The sequence below is a fragment of the Colwellia sp. D2M02 genome (assembly GCF_018860755.1).
Taxonomy (GTDB): Bacteria; Pseudomonadota; Gammaproteobacteria; order Enterobacterales; family Alteromonadaceae; genus Colwellia; species Colwellia asteriadis.
In genome coordinates, this window is the sequence record NZ_JAHKPW010000060.1 from 29,537 (window position 1) to 51,305 (window position 21,769).

Genomic DNA, 21,769 nt, shown 5'->3' on the forward strand with positions numbered 1-21,769 from the left:
AACACACTGTCCGCCGCGATTAAAACGCTTTTATCTCGAACGAAATTTAACCGCGAAAGTTCAATAGCCCCTAGTAATAAATATAAATAAATATTTTCTTTTATAACTACCGTTTTAGGAGAAAATGGTTATTAAAGAGGTACTCTAACTTCACTTAGCAGCTAATAAAGGGTTATGGGGACTTATGTCACTAATTAGTAAGACAGATACCAACCTTATTGCTTAAACATAAAATCCGCTATGAATATCTTATTGATTTAGTTAAGAGAAATTAAAAAGAGGCTTATATGCAGCTTAAATTATGCCGTTACTCTGAGTAATATGAAAAACGGCTTTTAATCGCCGTTTTCGAACCGACTTGTGGAGTATTCTTACGCAAAGCTTTTTTCGTTACATAAAAATCCCCACAATAAGTGGAAGAAACCTACTCAGGCTCAGAGTATCCAGCCCAAATATCGGCATTGATTGTGATTTTCTTTTTACGCTTTTTCTTTCCGCTACCTTCGGGTTTTGCCATAGGTTTAGCTGGGGCTAAAATAGAGTCCTTGGTAATCTCATCTGCCTCAAAACCTTTAACTTGTTCACGCTCTAAACGAATTTTATTTTTCTTTTCAATTACTTTAAAGTGATGAAAATCTTCATGATCAATTAAAGATAATGCTAAGCCGACTTCGCCTGCTCGACCACTTCGACCAATACGGTGCATATAATCAGCAGGACTTCGAGGTAAATTGAAGTTTATCACAACGGGTAGCTTTTCAATATCTAAACCACGCGCAGCAATATCTGTGGCAATTAACATTGCTATTTCACCCGATTTAAACCCCTCAAGTACTCGCGTACGCTCGGTTTGTCCTTTATCACCATGAAATACTTCTGCGCTAATACCACGCTTTGATAACTTTTGCGCTAAATGCTCACAGTGATTTTTAGCGTTAACAAAAATCAATGCTTGTCGCCATTGGTGTTGCTCAATTAAATGCGCTAAAACTGCCGTTTTTTCACCTTGATTAACGGTAAAAACACGCTGTACTAAAGTGCTAGCATCGCTGCTTTGCACTTGTATTTCAACTGGATTATTAAGTAATTCTTGTGTTAAAGCTTGTACTTGTTCAGGAAATGTTGCTGAAAACAATAGTGTTTGTTTAGTTTTAGGGGTTAACGCTAATAACGCAGAAAGCTCTTCAGTAAAACCTAGGCTTAACATACGATCGGCTTCATCAAGCACTAAGGTATTAACTAAATCGAGTTTAATAGCATTACTTGAAATTAAATCAAGTAATCGCCCAGGAGTTGCCACTAAAATATCACAGCCGCCACGTAACGTGAGCATTTGCGTATTCACTGAAACGCCACCAAAAACCGCAACGGTTTTAATTGCACCATTTAAATGTGCCGCATAAGATTTTATGCTATCGGCAACTTGCTTGGCTAATTCTCGCGTCGGCACCAAAATAAGCCCAGCAACATAATTACCGTTATGCTGTTTTGTATTTTTTACTGAAGCTAACTTTTCAGTGTGCAACTTTTGCAGTAACGGTAAAGCAAAAGTTGCTGTTTTACCTGAGCCCGTATTTGCGCCAGCAATTAGGTCACGTCCAGATAATACACTTGGAATAGCCTTTTCCTGAATGGGGGTTGCTCGCAGATATTCCAGCTCTGTTAGTCGTGTTAATAAAGGCGATATTAGCCCAAGATCAGTAAAATTGATTGGTGTTTTGGCTGAGGTCATTAAATTATTAGGTTCAAAACAAAAAGGTATAGCACATTTTAGCGTATTTCTGCCTCGCTCAGTTAGTAAATTCGCTAAAACGCTACATTGAAGCTTTCATGACGCAGTGTTATTATTCAATAACATGATAAATAAATTCAATTAATGGCATTAAATAACAAACTCACATATCAGTATATTTGTTATTACAGCTCTACTTATTTTCTATTCTCTTGCTTATACGCTCACTAAACTATTTGAATGCTAACTAATTAAAACTTATGACCAAAAACACCTTTACCCCTGAATTACTTGAAAAACACTTTAGTAAAAATGAATGGAAAAAAGGCACAAGAATTTTTCAGGACAAAGGCGTTAACACTTGCGCCCTTGATGGCGGCATAATTAGGGGAGTAGTATTAAGTGAGCGTTCACGCCAATCGAGTTACTTAACAAGATTAGTGTTAAATATTAAACACGATGGCATGGCGAGTTATTGCGACTGTTACGTTGGGCGAAATTGTAAACATGCGGCTGCCTTAGCACAGCATTTTATTAATGAACATTTTGATCATAATAGCATCGCCTCTTCTGAAAAAACCGTTGATAAGTGGTTAAGCCGTTTTCAAGCTCAACCTAGTAGATACCAGCCAAACATCCAACAAAAATCTTTATTATATTTTTTAAAGCCTAACAGTTATGTTGACGGGGATTATTTCACCTTAACAATTAAGTCAACCAAACCTAAAAAAAGCGGTGGTTGGAGTAGCACACTTGGCAGCGAACACTCTCCTAGCTCGTTAATTAATAGTGCCTATGCAACAAGCGATGATGTATTAATTATTACCGAACTCATGCGCACCAACCAATATGGCGACAATATTAAATACTTTGACTTATTTGAACGTATTATTAAAAGTAATCGCTGCTTTTGGCATAATAATTACAATTTAAACGACGCCATTACATTGGGTGAGCCTATAGAAGCCCAGTGGCAATGGATAGCGCTTGGTAACCATTTACACAAGTTACAGTTAATTTTACCTGAGCCCTCAAGCAGTATTCATATAATTAAAGCCCAACCTCTTTGTTATTATGATGAAGAACAAAACAGCTTTGGCAAGCTCAACACCAATACTCAATGTGACTTTGAAGCCGATTTACTCAACTCCCCTATTTTTGAAGAAGATAAACTGCCTTGGATAATGAATAAGCTCTCAATGTCGCTAGGCGATGCCGTAAAACGGTTGCCTAAACCTAAGACTGAGTTTTCACAAACCTTAAGCACACCCGAAGTGCACTTGCACTTTTCAACATCGCTAGAAAAAGATCCGCAATCAGGCTACGTAAAAGTTAACTTTTCCTACCAAGGAAATTTAGTTAACCCACACAATGACAGTGTTACTATTACGCCCAAAACTTTAGATGATGATGGTAATACAATAAAAATTTATCGTGATTTGGCTTTCGAGCAAACTGTTATTGATAAGCTTATGACCTTAAAGTTTAGCCCGCAGCCTAAAGCGAAACGTTATACCTTTACTAATGAAGATTACTTGAATAAAAACAAAGATCCTAAATATTCAATGCTGCTGCAAGGTCGCTATTTATGGCATCACTTTTTAGATCAAGAATTACCACTACTTAATGATTTAGGTTGGCATATAAGTTTTGCTGATAATTTTTACTACAAAGCACTTGCTACCAATAGTGTTTTTGATGCCGAAATTATTGAGACTGACGACCATGATTTTTTCTCGCTGGGGTTAAACTTAACCATTGATGGCAAAAAAATGCCTGCATTTCCTATTTTATTAGGCGCTATTGAGCAATTACCTAAAGCTGTACTTCTTGATCGTGAAAAAGAAACACAAATTCCTGCAGATTTACCTATTTATGTTGACTTAGATAAAGGCAACTTTGTTGCCCTACGCTACCAAAGCGTACAGCCTATATTAAAACAATTTATTGAACTGTTTATGCCTAATGCCTTAACGAAAGATGGCACCATGGAGCTATCTCGATTTCAAGGGCATCAAACCTTATCTATGTTAGACGATCAAGGCATGGTAGCAACGGGAACAAGTAAACTCAGAACGCTAGCGAATAAATTAAAAAACTTTCAACAAGTAACCACCGTTGCCATACCTGAAGGCTTAAAAGCAACATTACGCACCTATCAACATCAAGGGTTAAATTGGTTACAGTTTTTACGTGAATATCAATTAAACGGTATTTTGGCCGATGATATGGGCTTAGGTAAAACAATTCAAACCTTGGCTCATTTATTAATTGAGAAACAGCAAGGTCGGCTTAACAAGCCCGTATTAATTGTTGCACCAACCAGCGTTATTTTTAACTGGGCCAATGAAATTGAAAAATTTACTCCGCAGCTTTCTTATCAGGTATTACACGGTAGTAAGCGTAAAGAGCATTTTGACTGCCTTGAAGGTGCTAATGGCATTGAACGCCAAGTTGATATTATTATTACCAGTTATGCGTTAATCGCAAAAGATTTACCACATTACTGTGAGCAACAATTTTATTACCTTATTCTTGATGAAGCTCATTATATAAAAAACACCAAAACCAAATTGTATCAAGCCTTTATGGCCCTTAAAGCACAACATAAATTGTGTTTAACCGGTACGCCAATGGAAAACCATTTAGGTGAGTTTTGGGCACAATTTAACTTTTTATTACCCGGATTTTTAGGCGGACAAAGACAATTTAGTAAACTCTTTAGAACCCCTATTGAAAAGCACGGCGATCAAGAACGTAAACAATTACTCAACCAACGTATTAAGCCTTTTATATTACGACGAACCAAAGACAAAATAGCCACAGAGTTACCGCCAAAAACTGAAATTATTCAAACACTACGTATTGAAGGGCAACAGGCGGAGTTATATGAATCGGTACGTTTAGCTATGGATAGTCGCTTAAAAGATATTATTGCCGACAAAGGCTTAAAGCGTAGCCAAATTGAAGTGTTAGATGCGCTATTAAAGCTAAGACAAGTTTGTAACCATCCAAAACTATTATCACTTGATGGCGCTAAAAAGGTAAATCAGTCAGCTAAACTTGACTATTTAATGGAAACTTTACCTGAGCAAATTGATGAAGGACGTAAAATATTAATATTTTCGCAATTTACCAGTATGCTCTCTTTAATTGAAGAAGCACTTATCGCGGATAATATTGGTTATGTTAAGTTAACTGGATCAACAACAAACCGACAAGAAGTGGTAGACAAGTTTCAGCAAGGTGAAGTACCAGTATTTTTAATTAGTTTACGCGCTGGTGGTGTTGGTTTGAACTTAACCGCCGCAGATACCGTTATTCATTTTGATCCTTGGTGGAACCCTGCGGTAGAAAATCAAGCAACCGACAGAGCTTACCGTATTGGGCAAGACAAACCCGTATTTGTTTACAAATATATTATTGAGAACTCAATAGAAGAAAAAATTCAGAAAATACAACAAAATAAAGCTGAGCTTGCCAAAGCACTATTATCAGAAGAGGTCAGTGACAATAAACTCAGCTTAACCGATGATATTTTAGACTCGTTACTTGCCCCATTAAGCTAGTTTAGTCACTGTTACAGTGTAATCCCCAGAGCGTTTAAAGTCGTTAAACGCTCTGTAAAGCAACTGAGCACGATAAAAAACAATATCCATCACTCAGCTTTTCTTAACTTACTTATTGTTAATATATGTTGTAGCGGCGCTAACAATGCATACTATTTATTAATAGAGGGTATCTCCCCTTTTAGCGGCAATGGTATTTATTAAAAGTTTAGGGTTGTCAATTTTTTCAAGCATAGCTTGATCAGGTAAACAGTCATCGTCAACATAATCTGCAAAGTCAGCGGCTGAATCAAAAACTAAAATATCGAGTGCCAGCCTATCTAAGCCATATAAACCACGGTGGATCATATCTGCAGAAAATACTAATAAATCACCTGCTGCAAGTGGTATTTTCACCCCGTAGGTTAAATCTTCGCTACTATTTCGCCCTTTTTCTTCCTGCCTTACATTATGCTCTTCTTCATTGTCCCAACGTTGGTGTGTACCAGGTACTAACTCCATTCCTAACTCGTCAAATAAAGGGACACGTAAATGGACGACTTGTGTTTCTTGAATCGCTTTTTGTTGTCCTGCCAAGTCATGATCATACTGACAATCTCGGTGCCAAAAATCTTTTTGCTCGGGGTTAACAGGGTTAAAAAATAATTGAGTATTCATAAAGGCAGGCTGTTCAGGGATAAGCGCCTCAACAACCTCCATTACTTTTTTAGAGCAGATAAAGTTAAATAACTTAATACGATCATCTGCCTTTAAATATTCGCTGCCGGTAATGAGTGAAGAGTTAAACGCCTCTTCTTGATAAAAAGTTTCATTGTCTTTTTTCCATGCTTGATGAAACTTTAATACGGTTTTTCGAAGTGCGGCTATTTCAAGCTCATCAAAGTAGTCTCGAATAACAAAATATCCTTGGCTATTATATTCGCTACGGTATTGCTGGTAATTAATTGACATAGATTACAAACGCTTCACTGGTTATATAAATTATGAGACAAAAATACGGGTTACGGTGCAAGCTGCTTTAAAATACAAACAACAGACATAAAAAAACCGAAACACCTTAATTAAGGTTATTTCGGTTTATTATTTTTTATAGTATATGATTTAGTGGTGCGGATGGGGGGACTTGAACCCCCACGACCTAAGTCACCAGCCCCTCAAGCTGGCGCGTCTACCAATTCCGCCACATCCGCGCAAAACTAAATCTTATTATTCACTTTAACATTAATTTATTTAAATGATGCAATACTGAGGAAGTATTAACTTCAATAAATTAACTGACGACTAGTTTGGTACGTCGCTTTCTTGTTCTTTTTTAGCTGGAGCTGAAGCCGGTACATCACTGTTTAATGTTGCAGGTTCAATACTTTCAGCCGGAATAGCATCAACAGCTTGTTCAGCAGGAACACTTAAGTTGTTCCATTCATCAACCGCTTTAGTACGGTTAGCTGTTAAGTTACCTAAAATTAGGCTGATTGCAAAAAATGCTACCGCTAAGTAGGTAGTACTTGTTGTTAAGAAGTTACCTGAACCACCAGAGCCAAATACTGTCGCTGAAGAGCCAGCACCAAATGATGCTCCCATATCAGCGCCCTTTCCTTGTTGAATTAATACTAAACCGATTAAGGCTAAAGCAATTAATACATAGGCAATAATTAAAACTTGATACAACATTTTATTTTCCTTTCGCTGCTGAACAAATTACGCTGAATTCGTCAACTTTTAAACTAGCACCACCAATAAGACCACCGTCAATATCAGCTTGTGCGAATAATGCTTCACAGTTAGAAGCATTGACGCTTCCACCATATAATAAAGGCACTTTATTCGCTATTTCAGCATCACATTGCGCTAAAAACTGACGAATAAATTGATGTGTTTCTTGTGCCATTTCTTTAGAGGCTGTTTTACCTGTACCTATTGCCCAAACAGGCTCGTACGCTATAACAACATCTTTAAATTTTTCTATGCCAATTTCATCAATAACTGGCTGCAGTTGAGATGATAATACCACCTCTGTTTGCTCAGTTGCACGTTCACTTTCACTTTCGCCTATACATAATATAGGGGTTAAGCCCGCATTTAATACTGTTGCAACTTTATGAGCAACTTGCGTTGATGTTTCTTTGTAAAGCTCTCTACGTTCAGAGTGACCTACAATAACAAACTTAACTGAGCACTCTTGTAGCATATCGGTAGATACTTCACCGGTAAATGCACCGCTAGCTTTATCACTAACATTTTGAGCACCGAGCGCGATTGTGTTTTCTAAGCTATTTTCTTTTAACTTATGGGCAAGTTCAGATAAATAAACAAAACTTGGACAAATTACCACATCAACATTGTCTGATAAGCTAATGTTATGTAAACCACTTACCATAGTATCGACTAGGGCTGAATTACCGTTCATTTTCCAATTTGCGGCAACAATTGCTCGTCTATTCATACTTACCTCATAATTTATGCTATCAAATCATTGCTAAAATGAAGCCGCGAGATAGTAACTAACCTACGCAAAAGATACAAGTATTTAAGTGAATATCTTTTACTGATTGCAGCTTATTTGTACGTAATTAATTACCGCGGGCTTTTCATTGTTAAAATTGCCGCGACGAGCGCCTCATGAAACCAGATTAACAAGGGCTTGGCACAATAAATACCTTATCAAGTCGAAGCGAGCTACAGGTGACTGCGCTACTTTAGCAACCCAAGCAGCGATAACGCTGCTTGGGTTTAGCTCATATTACTTAACTACTTTTACTAGGTCGGCAATTTGGTTAGCTAAACTCGTAACTTCGTCTAACTCAGGCCCTTCTACCATAACGCGAATTAAAGGCTCAGTTCCCGACTTTCTTAAAAGTACGCGACCACGTCCTGATAACGTATCATTAACCTTAGCCACTTCGGCTTGTACGTCGTTATCTTTTAATGGGTTGTTTTTGCCAGAAAAACGTACGTTAACTAATACTTGTGGCAGCATCGTAATGCCTTGGCGTAAATCGTATAGCGATTTATTACTTTGACAAACCGCAGTTAATACATTTAACGCAGCAATAACGCCATCACCCGTTGAGGTATGATTTAGGTTAATTATATGTCCTGAGTTTTCAGCGCCTAACTGCCAACCTTTTTCTCTTAGCAGTTCCATAACATATCTGTCGCCAACATTACTACGGGCAAATGGTACATCAAGTGCCTCTAATGCTAACTCTAACCCCATATTACTCATTAGGGTGCCAACAACGCCACCTTGCAGATTACCCGACTTCAAATCATTACTAGCAATAATATAAACCGCTTCATCACCGTCGATAACGTAGCCGGTATGATCTACCATCATTAGTCGGTCGCCGTCACCATCAAGAGCTATACCTAAGTCAGCCTCGTGTTCAACCACAGCTTTACTGATCATATCCATTGAAGTCGCACCACAGCCGTCATTAATATTAGTGCCGTTCGGTGAACAAGCTAACTCAATAACTGTTGCGCCGAGCTCTCGAAAAACATTTGGCGCAATATGATATGTAGCCCCGTTAGCGCAATCGACAACAATTTTTAATCCTTGTAGCGATAATTGACTTGGGAAGTTACTTTTACAGAACTCAATATAACGGCCAGCCGCATCACCAATTCGGCTCGCTTTACCTAAACTAGCTGACTCTACACAACCCATAGGCTCGTCGAGTAAGGCCTCAATAGCAAGCTCAACTTCATCGGGAAGTTTTTGACCGTCTTGTGAGAAAAACTTAATGCCATTATCATAAAATGGATTATGTGACGCACTAATAACAATACCCGCTTCGGCGCGAAATGTTTTAGTTAAATAAGCAATACCTGGTGTTGGCATAGGCCCTAAAAGACCAATATCAATACCTGCAGCTGAAAAACCCGCTTCAAGAGCAGACTCAAGCATATAACCAGAAATACGTGTATCTTTACCGATTAAAACTTTTTTTGTTCCTTGCGCCGCAAGCACTTTACCAGCAGCATAGCCTAACTTCATGACAAACTCAGGAGTTATTGGGTATTGTCCCACTAAGCCTCGCACCCCATCGGTGCCAAAATATTTTCGATTAGACATGGTTAATCCTTATAAATTAAACTTTTGTTGTCGTTATTTTTGTATCAATTTAATACGTGATAATTATTGGTTGCTTTTAAAATATTGAGCGCATCAACCGTTTCTTTAACATCATGCACTCGAATTATACTTGCCCCTTGCTGCATTGCGATAATCGCTGTGGTTAAACTTCCCGCAAGACGCTCTGTTACCTCGCATGATAATAAATTGCCAATCATTGATTTACGAGAAGTACCCGACAAAATAGGCAAACCTAACGCTTTAAACGCTGATAGTTGATTAAGTAATTGATAATTTTGCGATAGTGTTTTCCCAAAGCCAAAGCCGGGATCTAAAATTAAACGTTCGCGTGCAATACCTGCCGTCAAGCAAGCATCAATACGTTGCTTGAAAAAGTCACTAATGTCGCCAATAAGATCATTATATTTGGGGGCCTGTTGCATCGTCCGAGGCAAACCTTGCATATGCATTAAACATATAGGCACAGTACTATTGGCCATAACATTTAAACAGTTGTCATTTTGCAGTGCTCGCACATCATTGATGATATCAGCGCCATAACTGATAGCTTGCTCCATAACGCCAGCTTTACTGGTATCAATAGACACTTCAACCGTAAAGTTTTCTTTGATCGCTTTTAATAGCGGAATAACTCGCGCTAATTCGTCAGTTTCACTAACCTCAGCAGCACCCGGTCTGGTTGACTCGCCGCCTATATCAATAATAGTGGCACCATCGTTTATCATCGCTTCAACTTGCTGCAACGCTAAGTCGGTATGCAAGAATTTACCGCCATCGGAGAATGAATCAGGCGTAACATTTAAAATTCCCATGATTTTAACTACGGATAAGTTTATTGCAGAGTTTACAGTCATAATATTAATTGTATTTCTTAGTTTTTGAATAAACGTATTTTTTACTGATGCTAGTTTACATCATTATATACAATAAAGCCTCGGTGTTTACTCAACACCGAGGCTTTACATTAAGTTAACAAGTAAGGCTTAACTTGTTGATGAATTGCCTTCTGGTTTAGTTAAATCAGGTGTTTCATCTGATTTACTTTCAGCACTTTCACTATTAGTCGTTTCTTCTGCTTTTTCACCACCGCCTTTATTAGCACGATTATCAGGTGATGAATCACTGCTGTTATCGTCCCAATCAGCTGGAGCTCTTACATCAGTACGTGCCATTAAGTCATCAATTTGTAGTGCATCAATCGTTTCATACTTCATTAAAGCATCTTTCATGGCATGTAAAACATCCATATTTTCTTTAATCAAGCTTTCAGCGCGTTGATAGTTACGGTTAATAACCGCTTTAATCTCATCATCAATAGCTCTTGCCGTTTCATCAGACATATGTAAAGACTTGGCAGACGTTCTTCCTAAGAATACTTCACCTTCTTCTTCTGCAAACAGCATAGGCCCCATTTTTTCAGATAAGCCCCATTGAGTAACCATTTTACGAGCAATATTAGTTGCACGTTCAATATCATTTGAAGCACCCGTTGAGACTTTATCACTGCCATAAATAACATCTTCTGCAATACGACCACCGTAAAGTGATGATATGTTGCTTTCTAAATGTTGCTTAGAGTGACTAAAGCGGTCTTGTTCAGGTAAGTACATCGTGACACCTAAAGCGCGACCACGAGGAATAATACTCACTTTGTAAACAGGATCATGGTCTGGCACTAAACGTCCAACAATAGCATGCCCTGCTTCATGGTAAGCAGTCATTTCTCTTTCTGACTCACTCATCACCATAGTTTTGCGCTCTGAGCCCATCATGATTTTGTCTTTCGCTTTATCAAACTCGTACATACCCACTAAGCGTCGTGATGTACGTGCAGACCATAACGCAGCTTCATTGACTAAGTTGGCTAAATCAGCACCAGAAAAACCAGGAGTACCTCGCGCAATAACCGATGCATTTACATCGTCAGCTAATGGCACTTTACGCATATGAACTTTTAAAATTTGCTCACGACCACGGATATCAGGTAAACCAACCGTGACTTGACGGTCAAAACGACCTGGTCTAAGTAATGCTGGATCTAATACGTCTGGACGGTTAGTTGCGGCAATAACAATAACGCCTTCATTACCTTCAAAACCATCCATTTCTACTAACATTTGGTTTAATGTTTGCTCACGTTCATCATGACCGCCACCCATACCAGCACCACGTTGGCGACCTACGGCATCAATTTCATCAATAAAGATAATACAAGGGGCTGCTTTTTTCGCTTGCTCAAACATATCACGTACACGAGACGCACCAACACCAACAAACATTTCGACAAAGTCTGAACCAGAAATGGTGAAGAACGGTACTTTCGCCTCACCAGCAATGGCTTTTGCTAATAATGTTTTACCGGTACCAGGCTGGCCTACTAATAAAATACCCGATGGAATACGACCACCGAGTTTTTGAAAGCGAGTAGGCTCTTTTAAGTAATCAACTAACTCTGCAACTTCTGCTTTTGCTTCATCACAACCAGCAACATCTGCAAAGGTTGTTTTAATTTGCTCTTCGGTTAACTGGCGTGCTTTACTTTTGCCAAACGACATAGCACCTTTACCGCCACCGCCTTGCATTTGACGCATGAAGAAAATCCACACACCAATAAGAAGGATGAACGGGAACCAAGATACAAAAATAGTCGTTAAGAAGCTTGTTTCTTCTGGTAATTTACCTTCAGCGCGAACACCTTGCTTAACTAAGTCGTTAATTAAGTCGCGATCAAAACCACCGGGTATGGTGGTAACGTAAGCTTCACCGCTTCTTTTTTCGCCGGTGATCACACCATTTCGATCAACTTTCGCATCACGAATCTGTCCTTGGCGGACATCTTGAATAAAGCGGGTATAATCCATTTGCTGTTCTTGAGCTGTATTTGGAGAAAAACTCTGAAATACACTCATTAAAACAACCGCAATAACTAACCATAAAATAAGATTTTTTGCCATATCGCTCAACTTAATGACCTCTTGTGGTGCGTGATAATTTATTAAAAAAAGTTTTAATAATGTTAATTGTGTTTAATTTACTACAATTCAAGTCTAGTCGCCATTTAACTTTAGCAACAAGTTACAACTGGTTACAACTTGCCTAATTAATTGGCGTTAACTCAATGGAGTAATTAATAGGTTAGCTAAGAAAATAAATTAACCTTTATATCCTGTAGCTACTAAATAAACTTCTCTTGAACGTGCTCTTGATGATTCAGGCTTACGGGTTTTAACGGTTTTAAAAACAGCTCTAACATCTTTCATGTATTGCTCAAAGCCAGCCCCTTGGAATACTTTCACCACGAAAGCACCATTAGGCTTTAATACTTCACTACACATATCTAGTGCAAGTTCAACTAAGTACATACTACGTGCAGAGTCAGCACTTTCGTTACCTGTCATATTTGCGGCCATGTCAGACATAACGACGTCAATATTTTTCCCGCTAATGCGCTCAAGTAATGCTTCTAATACCGCCTCTTCTCGAAAGTCACCTTCTAAGAAATCAACACCTGCAATGGCATCCATAGGTAATATGTCGCATGCAACTACTTGCCCTTTATCGCCAACGGCTTTTACCGCATATTCAGACCAACCTCCTGGCGCAGCACCTAGATCAACCACTTTCATACCAGGTTTAATTAATTTATCTTTATTATTTATTTCTTCTATTTTAAAAACAGCACGAGAGCGTAAACCTAAACGCTGCGCTTTTTTAACATATTCATCTTCAAAGTGCTCATCAAGCCAGCGCTGGCTACTTACTTTGTGTTTTTTATTCGTCATGTTTGCTTACTCATTAAAAGCACATTAATTTATTAAGATTATACCATTAGGATTGAGGAAGTAGCCAAAGTCGGCTGTAATAAATTTTATCAGATGACTTAAAGCGACTCATTTATAACAGATTATAAAATTAGTGCGATTGGTATTAGTATTAATTACTAGATAAGGGTAAAATAGCGTCAATTCAAGCCAACAGATAATGAAATTGAGTAATGAGCTTAAACAAAAAACAAATTCAACACCTTAAAGGTGTAGCGCACCCTTTAAAACCAGTGGTTTTACTTGGTAGTAATGGTTTAACTGAGGCCGTTGTTGCTGAAATTGATTATGCCTTAAATCATCATGAATTAATTAAAGTAAAAATTCCAACAGATGACAGAGAAACAAAGGCATTAATTGTTGAAGCAATTTGTCGTGAAACTAATGCAACCCAAGTACAAGTTATTGGTAAAACATTAGTCATTTATCGTCAAAGTGCTGAGAAAAAGATCCATATTCCTAAGATCTAATACTATTGCTGAGCCGATAATAGCTTTGCGCGAAATTGTAAAATATTTCGCGCAAAGTATGAAATAACATGTAAAGCATTATTCTTCTTTAGCCGTGTTATCCTCCACAATGGTAATAACTTTTTCAACCAGCTTTACTCTACCTGAGTCAACAAGCGCCTTTCTTAATACATACTCTATTTGTGCATTAACACTACGTAACTCATCGTCAGACCAACGCTGCATTGCAGCAAGAACCTCTGGATTAATTCTTAAAGGGTAGCTTTTTTTAGCTGCCATTATTACTCCTCTGCTGATGTTTGATCACTTATCACAAATAATAAACCTAAGGCTATAAAAGTAATCTATTTACTTAAGTTGCACATGATTAATACAAACTACCAGTATTAACAACGGGTTGCGTACTTTTATCACTACACAATACTACAAGTAAGTTACTCACCATTGCCGCTTTTCGTTCTTCATCTAACTCGACAATATGCTTCGCTGAAAGCTGGCTTAATGCCATTTCAACCATACCAACTGCACCATCAACAATCATACTTCGTGCGGCGATAATAGCTGATGCCTGCTGCCTTTGTAACATCGCGTTGGCTATTTCGGGGGCATAAGCTAAGTGGCTAATACGTGCTTCGTGAACTTTCATACCTGCTTTACCTAAACGTTGTTGAATTTCTTCTTTTAGCGCTTGAGATATTTCCTGCGGATGGCTTCGCAAGGCAATTTCATCACCTTCATGTTGATCATAAGGATAACTAATCGCCATATTACGCAGTGCTGATTCACTTTGAATATTAACAAAACTAAGGTAGTCATCGACTTCAAAGAAAGCTTCAGCGGTATCATCAACTGACCAAACAACCACAGTTGCAATTTCAATAGGGTTACCATGGTAGTCGTTAACTTTCATTTGGTTAGATTCAAAATTGCGAATACGCAAAGAAATGCTTTTGCGAATAAACAAAGGAATTGTCCATTGTAAGCCGTTTGATTTAACCGTTCCGACGTAGCTGCCAAAAAACGTCATCACCATAGCCTGATTAGGTTGTACCATAAAGAAACCAGGAATAGCCAGTACCGCTAGAATTGCAACAATAACAGTAGCAATATTGATGTTATTAGTTGCCGCTTGACTCAAAACAAAGCCTGCAATGACTAACAATATTACAAAAACTGCATAACCATTTAATGAAAAACCTTTTTTCTCTTGCATAAACACCTCGGATAAAGTGATATCAAAAAGATATCATTTAGAATGACTTTAATTATATTGTCTTTTGTTATTTTGTCAATAACAGCCCTAGTTCAAAGCAATAAAAAACCCCATACTCAAAAGAGTATGGGGTTTTTATTTTCAATCGAGTTAGCTAGTTCTATCAATTAACTCGAGCAATTGACTCGATTAACTAACGGGTAAACTAAATGTGATCAACGGCAATAATTTCGTATTCAACAACGCCGCCAGGGGTTGTTATTTCAATTTCGCTATCAACCATTTTACCAATTAAACCACGGGCAATAGGTGAACTAATTGATATACGGTTTTGCTTAATATCTGCTTCATCATCACCAACGATTTGATAAGTAACTTCAGCTTCTGTTTCAATATTAAGTAATGTAACTGTTGTACCAAATAACACTTTACCTGTATTGGTAATTTTTGATACATCAATAATTTGAGCGTTGCCCAACTTACCTTCAATATCTTGAATTCGTCCTTCACAGAAGCCTTGTTGCTCACGCGCTGCATGGTATTCTGCATTTTCTTTCAAGTCACCATGCTCACGAGCATCGGCAATTGCAGCAACAATTTCTGGACGTTTTACTGTTTTCAACTGGTTTAGCTCTTCACGCAATCTATCTGCGCCTTGAACTGTCATTGGATATTGGCTCATAATCTCTTCTTTTTAAAGAAAAAAGTTGTTAAAAAACAACTTTTTTATTTTGATCCGCGTCTATTCTTTTTACAATAATAAGAACCTAGTCATACTTAACTAGCCTTGAAATAACGTTTTTAAGCCGTTATTTCAAGGTGACAATTAGAATACTTTATTTACAACGTGTATGTAGTTCTTGAATTGATGTTACCGTATTACGGTCATCAGCGGCATGCGACATACAAGCAGCGAACGCAGCATTTAACGTTGTAGTGTAAGCTACTTTATAACGTAATGCCCCGCCACGTAAAACTTTTGAATCCTCAATCGCTTTACGGCCTTCTGTTGTATTAATAATGTAGCTGTACTCACTATTTTTGATTCTATCAAGAATATGTGGACGACCTTCATGTACTTTATTAACGCGGCGAACTGGCACACCTGCTTCACGTAAAATAATCTCTGTGCCGTGCGTTGCATCAAGCTCATAACCTAAATCAACCATGATTTTAGCTAACTCTAATACTCGCTCTTTATCACTATCACGAACAGAAATTAACGCGCGACCTTCTTTAGGTACTGATACACCAGCGCCTAAGTTAGCTTTAGCGTAAGCTTCTTCAAAAGTATTACCAACACCCATTACTTCACCTGTTGAGCGCATTTCTGGGCCAACAAGCGGGTCGCTACCGTGGAACTTGTTAAAAGGAATAACAACTTCTTTAACAGAGAAGTATGGTGGAATAACTTCTTCAACAATACCCTGCTCTTTTAGAGATTTTCCTGCCATAACACGCGCACCAACTTTGGCTAAAGGTACAGATGTAGCTTTAGAGACAAATGGAATAGTACGTGCTGCACGAGGATTTACTTCAATTAAGTAAACTTTGCCATCTTTAACCGCCATTTGCGTATTCATTAAGCCAATAACACCTAGCTCAAACGCTAAATCGGTTACTTGCTTACGCATAATATCTTGTACTTCTTGACTTAAACTGTACGCAGGAAGTGAACATGCACTATCACCCGAGTGAACGCCTGCTTGTTCAATGTGCTGCATAATACCGCCAACAACAACATCGGTACCATCACATACTACGTCAATATCAACTTCAATGGCATCATCAAGGAAATGATCAAGTAATACTGGTGAGTCATTTGATACACTTACCGCTTCTGTCATATAGCGACGTAAGTCTTCTAAGTCGTAAACGATTTCCATCGCACGACCACCTAATACATAAGATGGGCGAACAACTAATGGGAAGCCAATACTTTCGGCTTTTGCCATTGCTTCATCAAGTGAAGTAACCGTTGCATTTTCTGGTTGTAGTAAACCTAAACGGTCAACCGCTTGTTGAAAACGCTCACGATCTTCCGCACGGTCAATAGCATCTGGTGAGGTACCAATAATTGGTACTCCTGCCGCTTCTAAAGCACGGGCTAGCTTAAGTGGTGTTTGACCACCGTACTGTACGATAACGCCTTTAGGCTTTTCAATACGAACAATTTCAAGTACGTCTTCAAAAGTAATTGACTCAAAGTATAAACGATCTGATGTATCGTAATCGGTAGAAACTGTTTCAGGGTTACAGTTAACCATAATAGTTTCATAACCGTCTTCACGTAATGCTAAAGCTGCATGTACACAGCAGTAATCAAATTCAATACCTTGACCAATACGGTTTGGACCACCACCTAAAATCATGATTTTGTCACGATTACTCGGGTTAGCTTCACACTCTTCATCATAAGTAGAGTACATGTAAGCGGTATCTGAGCTAAACTCAGCCGCACAGGTATCAACACGCTTATACACAGGGTAAATATCTGCAGCATGGCGCTTTTTACGAATTTCAGTTTCACTAACACCAATAACACTAGCAAGGCGAGAGTCAGCAAAACCTTTACGTTTAAGTTTACGTAAGTAATCGGGGGTTAATACTTTTAAACCACCATCAGCAACATTTGCTTCTTCTTTGATGATATCTTCAATTTGAACTAAGAACCAACGGTCAATCTTAGTAGCGTTAAAAATGTCTTCTACCGTTAAACCTAAACGGAATGCATCCGCAATGTACCAAATACGGTCTGCACCTGCTTCTTGAAGCTCATGCATGATTTTGGTTTTAGCGCCTGGTTGGCTCACATCAACAATTGGATCAAAACCGTTAACGCCAACTTCTAAGCCGCGTAACGCTTTTTGCATTGACTCTTGTTGGTTACGGCCAATAGCCATGACTTCACCAACAGATTTCATTTGCGTCGTTAAACGGTCTTCTGAGCCTGCGAATTTTTCAAAGTTAAAACGTGGGATCTTAGTTACAACGTAATCTATTGTTGGTTCAAATGATGCTGGTGTTTTTCCGCCAGTAATATCATTAGATAACTCATCAAGTGTGTAACCTACCGCAAGTTTTGCCGCAATTTTAGCAATTGGGAAACCAGTTGCCTTTGATGCTAACGCTGATGAGCGAGATACACGTGGGTTCATTTCGATAATAACCATACGGCCTGTATCTGGACAAATACCAAACTGTACGTTTGAACCACCAGTTTCAACACCAATTTCACGTAATACCGCTAATGAAGCGTTACGCATGATTTGGTATTCTTTATCTGTTAACGTTTGTGCTGGTGCTACGGTAATTGAGTCACCCGTATGAATACCCATAGGGTCAAAGTTTTCGATAGAACAAATAATGATACAGTTATCATTTTTGTCACGAACTACTTCCATTTCATACTCTTTCCAACCAATTAATGATTCATCAATCAATAGTTCATTAGTTGGTGATAAATCTAAACCACGAGTACAGATTTCATCAAACTCTTCAATGTTATAAGCGATACCACCACCGGTACCACCCATAGTAAATGAAGGGCGAATAATACATGGGAAGCCAATGCGCTTTGATGTTTCATGCGCTTCTTCAATGGTATGTACGATTTCTGCACGTGGACATTCTAAACCAATGTTTTTCATTGCTTGGTCAAAACGTTCACGGTTTTCTGCTTTGTCAATTGCATCAGCTGTAGCGCCAATCATTTCAACATTAAACTCTTTTAATACGCCTTTAGCTTCAAGTTCTAGCGCACAGTTTAATGCAGTTTGACCACCCATTGTTGGCAATACTGCACATGGGCGTTCTTTTTCAATAATTTTACGAACAACTTCCCAATGAATTGGCTCAATGTAAGTAGCATCGGCCATCTCTGGGTCAGTCATAATTGTTGCAGGGTTAGAGTTAACTAAAATAACTCGATAGCCTTCTTCGCGAAGGGCTTTACACGCTTGTGCACCTGAATAATCAAACTCACAGGCTTGGCCAATAACGATTGGTCCTGCGCCTAAGATCAAGATACTTTTTAAATCAGTTCTTTTTGCCATGGTTGTCTTTCTCTCTTGTCTTGTGAGTTTATTGGTTTTCTTTAAATACTTTAATTAAATCAATAAAGTGATCAAATAATGGTGCCGCATCATGTGGTCCAGGGCTTGCTTCAGGGTGGCCTTGGAAGCTAAATGCTGGCTTATCGGTTAAATGAATACCTTGAATTGAGCCATCAAATAATGAAGTATGCGTCACTTTAATGTTAGCTGGAATGTTAGCTTCATCAATTGCAAAACCATGGTTTTGTGAAGTTATCATTACCACATCGCGCGCATGATCTTTTACTGGGTGGTTAGCGCCGTGGTGACCAAACTTCATTTTTAATGTAGTTGCACCGCTCGCTAAACCTAATAATTGATGACCTAAACAAATACCAAATACTGGAATATCTGTTGTTAAGAACTCTTTAATTGCCGTAATTGCGTAGTCACATGGCTCTGGGTCACCTGGGCCATTAGATAGGAAAATACCATCTGGATTCATCGCAAGTACTTCGCTAGCAGGTGTTTGAGCTGGCACAACGGTTAACTTACAACCACGGTCTACTAACATGCGTAATATGTTACTTTTTGCGCCAAAGTCATAAGCGACAACATGGTAATCGTAACTCGCTGGTTTAGTGAAACCGGTACCTTCACCATCGGCTACTTTCAGTGTCCAGCTACCTTCGTCCCATTGATATTGTTCTTTAGTTGAAACAACTTTGGCTAAGTCCATGCCTTTAAGGCCTGGAAATGATTTAGCTTGCGCTAAGGCTTTTTCTTGCTCTGCTACTAAGCTTTCTTCATCGCTATCTGATACATTCACGATACAACCGTTTTGTGCGCCTTTCTCACGTAAAATACGTGTTAATTTACGCGTATCAATATCAGCTATACCTAAAATGTTATGCGCTATTAGGTACTCACTTAAGCTTTGCTCATTACGGAAGTTACTTGCTAGTAAAGGTAAATCACGAATAACTAACCCTTTAGCTACAATACTATTCGATTCTTTATCTTCGCTATTTGTACCTGTATTACCAATATGTGGGTAAGTTAGGGTAATAATTTGCTCTGCGTAAGAGGGGTCGGTTAGAATTTCTTGATAACCTGTCATTGAGGTATTAAATACCACCTCACCAACAGCCGATCCTTTTGCACCAATTGCGGTGCCTTTAAACACAGTGCCGTCTTCAAGCACTAAAATAGCAGATGTAGCCAATGTAACCTCCAAAGGAAGAAAAAATAAACGCAAAATTTGCACATAAAAAATGTCAAAAACTTAAATTCCTCTAAATTTTTGACAAAATCCACTTATTTTACGCTTGTAGTATTATTTCGTCTAGTAATAAATCATAAAAAACAGCTCTTTTAGGTGATTTTGTTTTCAAACCGTCAAAAAGAGCACTTATCTTCGTTATAACATCCTAAAAACAAGTTAAAAATTATAATCAGGATGGTTTTATCAACCTTTTAGCTTTTTAATCCTTTAACCCTAAAACGTCTTGCATATCATAAAAACCATTGTCTGCATTTTGCAGCCAAAAAGCAGCTCGCATTGCACCTAGTGCAAAAGTCATACGAGAACTAGCTTTATGGGTTATTTCAAGGCGCTCACCTAAATCAGCAAAAAAAGCAGTATGCTCACCAACAATATCGCCGGCTCTTACTGTCGCAAAACCAATGGTTTCTTTTTTACGTTCTTCGGTGATGCCTTCTCGGCCATAAACCGCGACGTCATTAAGGCTTCGCCCTAATTCATCGGCAATCACTTGTCCCATTTTTACCGCAGTACCTGACGGTGCATCCTTCTTAAAACGGTGATGGGCTTCAAAAATTTCTATATCAGTATAGTCACCAATCGCTTTTGCGGTAATTTGTAGCAATTTAAACATTAGGTTTACACCAACACTGGTGTTAGGCGCTAAAATTACCGGCATAGTGTTACCGGCGTTTTTAATGGTAGCAACTTGTTCGTCGCTAAAGCCTGTAGTGCCTATCACTAAGGCTTTTTGATGTTCGTTACACCAAGCTAAGTTTTCTAACGTGGTTTCTATTGAAGTAAAATCAATAAACACGTCGGCATGACTTAACTGTGTTAATGATGTTGAAGTTTTTAGACCAATTGCGCCGATACCTGCTAATTCACCTAAATCAAAATCAACAAAAGATGAACTTTCACGCACACTACCACCCACTAGCTCAATGCTTTCGTGTTCATGTGCCGCTTGTATTAAATTACGTCCCATGCGGCCGCTACAACCTAAAATAGCTACTTTTACTTTCATACTTTTCTCTTTGAGTTTTCTTTAAAAGGCAATTTAAAAAATAGTTAAATTGCCTTTAATAGTTTTTAATTGATGCTGTTTAATATATTAAGGTGCCATTAATTAAGCAGTAACCGATATTGAGAATGAATGCTCTAGTGATAATGAATTACTAAGCTCATGAGAAATGACATTCATTATTTTTAATTCATCAGCTACAACTAACACATGATATAGCGCAGTAAAATCAGCAAAAATCTGCTGATTACCATCGAAAAAGTCCCAATCAATGCTCACTAAAAAAACCGTTTCGTCTATTTGTTGGTAACTGGCTTTTCTCACTACTATAGTAGAGGTTTCAGCTTCTTTTAGCTGGGTAAATATTTCCCCTAGTGCTGCATGGCATTCTTGCTCATTAACAACAAGCGTTAACTTATCAGGCGTATTTAATGTACAAGGTAAGTGATAGCAACTAGCAATCCCCGCTAAGTTGTACGTTTTAAAGTACTGCAAGTAACGAGTAAAAAGATTAGTTATTTTGTTAGTATTCATTCTTAATAT

The 21,769-nt window shown here is 38.3% G+C and carries 17 protein-coding genes and 1 tRNA gene; 2 read left to right on the forward strand and 16 right to left on the reverse strand.

Annotated elements, in window-relative coordinates:
- Positions 1-424 precede the first annotated feature (424 nt).
- Complete coding sequence (locus tag KO495_RS10655) at positions 425-1,732, reverse strand: DEAD/DEAH box helicase (protein ID WP_215980393.1); 1,308 nt, start codon at positions 1,730-1,732, stop codon at positions 425-427.
- Positions 1,733-1,992: 260 nt separating this feature from the next.
- Here KO495_RS10655 and KO495_RS10660 point away from each other — a divergent pair, with 260 nt between their 5' ends.
- On the forward strand, positions 1,993-5,301 hold the full coding sequence (locus tag KO495_RS10660; protein ID WP_215980394.1) for a DEAD/DEAH box helicase: 3,309 nt from the start codon (positions 1,993-1,995) through the stop codon (positions 5,299-5,301).
- 159 nt (positions 5,302-5,460) lie between these two features.
- On the opposite strand, the gene KO495_RS10665 is transcribed toward KO495_RS10660, so the two are convergent.
- From KO495_RS10665 to rlmE, 8 genes are all read right to left on the reverse strand, one after another.
- Positions 5,461-6,252: a phytanoyl-CoA dioxygenase family protein gene (locus KO495_RS10665; protein ID WP_215980395.1), complete on the reverse strand. Its 792-nt coding sequence runs from the start codon at positions 6,250-6,252 to the stop codon at positions 5,461-5,463.
- A 154-nt stretch (positions 6,253-6,406) separates the two neighbouring features.
- A tRNA-Leu gene (locus tag KO495_RS10670) sits at positions 6,407-6,491 on the reverse strand.
- A gap of 91 nt (positions 6,492-6,582) precedes the next feature.
- Positions 6,583-6,969: a preprotein translocase subunit SecG gene (gene secG, locus KO495_RS10675; protein WP_215980467.1), complete on the reverse strand. Its 387-nt coding sequence runs from the start codon at positions 6,967-6,969 to the stop codon at positions 6,583-6,585.
- Positions 6,970-6,973: 4 nt separating this feature from the next.
- Positions 6,974-7,744 (reverse strand): triose-phosphate isomerase, encoded by a 771-nt coding sequence (tpiA, locus tag KO495_RS10680; protein WP_215980396.1) that lies wholly within the window; start codon positions 7,742-7,744, stop codon positions 6,974-6,976.
- Between the two features lie 297 nt (positions 7,745-8,041).
- On the reverse strand, positions 8,042-9,379 hold the full coding sequence (gene glmM / locus KO495_RS10685; protein WP_215980397.1) for a phosphoglucosamine mutase: 1,338 nt from the start codon (positions 9,377-9,379) through the stop codon (positions 8,042-8,044).
- A gap of 44 nt (positions 9,380-9,423) precedes the next feature.
- Positions 9,424-10,254: a dihydropteroate synthase gene (folP, locus tag KO495_RS10690; protein ID WP_215980398.1), complete on the reverse strand. Its 831-nt coding sequence runs from the start codon at positions 10,252-10,254 to the stop codon at positions 9,424-9,426.
- A gap of 129 nt (positions 10,255-10,383) precedes the next feature.
- Entirely contained in the window at positions 10,384-12,363 is a 1,980-nt protein-coding gene (gene ftsH / locus KO495_RS10695; RefSeq protein ID WP_215980399.1) for an ATP-dependent zinc metalloprotease FtsH, read from the reverse strand.
- A gap of 189 nt (positions 12,364-12,552) precedes the next feature.
- Positions 12,553-13,182 (reverse strand): 23S rRNA (uridine(2552)-2'-O)-methyltransferase RlmE, encoded by a 630-nt coding sequence (gene rlmE / locus KO495_RS10700; RefSeq protein WP_215980400.1) that lies wholly within the window; start codon positions 13,180-13,182, stop codon positions 12,553-12,555.
- A 212-nt stretch (positions 13,183-13,394) separates the two neighbouring features.
- On the opposite strand from rlmE, the gene yhbY reads away from it, so the two are divergent.
- Positions 13,395-13,691, forward strand: coding sequence for a ribosome assembly RNA-binding protein YhbY (gene yhbY / locus KO495_RS10705; protein ID WP_215980401.1), 297 nt, complete (start codon positions 13,395-13,397; stop codon positions 13,689-13,691).
- A 78-nt stretch (positions 13,692-13,769) separates the two neighbouring features.
- Here yhbY and KO495_RS10710 read toward each other — a convergent pair whose 3' ends face one another.
- From KO495_RS10710 to KO495_RS10740, 7 genes are all read right to left on the reverse strand, one after another.
- A complete protein-coding gene (locus KO495_RS10710) occupies positions 13,770-13,970 on the reverse strand; it encodes a hypothetical protein (RefSeq protein ID WP_215980402.1) in 201 nt (66 codons plus the stop codon).
- Positions 13,971-14,058: 88 nt separating this feature from the next.
- Entirely contained in the window at positions 14,059-14,904 is an 846-nt protein-coding gene (locus KO495_RS10715; protein ID WP_215980403.1) for an SPFH domain-containing protein, read from the reverse strand.
- A gap of 205 nt (positions 14,905-15,109) precedes the next feature.
- The gene (greA, locus tag KO495_RS10720) at positions 15,110-15,586 is read right to left on the reverse strand and encodes a transcription elongation factor GreA (RefSeq protein ID WP_215980404.1); all 477 of its coding nucleotides are present in this window, start codon (positions 15,584-15,586) and stop codon (positions 15,110-15,112) included.
- A 154-nt stretch (positions 15,587-15,740) separates the two neighbouring features.
- Positions 15,741-18,959, reverse strand: coding sequence for a carbamoyl-phosphate synthase large subunit (carB, locus tag KO495_RS10725; RefSeq protein ID WP_215980405.1), 3,219 nt, complete (start codon positions 18,957-18,959; stop codon positions 15,741-15,743).
- 28 nt (positions 18,960-18,987) lie between these two features.
- Positions 18,988-20,163, reverse strand: a complete 1,176-nt coding sequence (carA, locus tag KO495_RS10730; RefSeq protein ID WP_215980406.1) for a glutamine-hydrolyzing carbamoyl-phosphate synthase small subunit — start codon at positions 20,161-20,163, stop codon at positions 18,988-18,990.
- 259 nt (positions 20,164-20,422) lie between these two features.
- Entirely contained in the window at positions 20,423-21,229 is an 807-nt protein-coding gene (dapB, locus tag KO495_RS10735) for a 4-hydroxy-tetrahydrodipicolinate reductase (RefSeq protein WP_215980407.1), read from the reverse strand.
- A gap of 102 nt (positions 21,230-21,331) precedes the next feature.
- Positions 21,332-21,760 carry a hypothetical protein gene (locus KO495_RS10740; protein ID WP_215980408.1) on the reverse strand — a complete coding sequence of 143 codons (429 nt, stop codon included), beginning with the start codon at positions 21,758-21,760 and terminating at the stop codon, positions 21,332-21,334.
- Positions 21,761-21,769 lie beyond the last annotated feature (9 nt).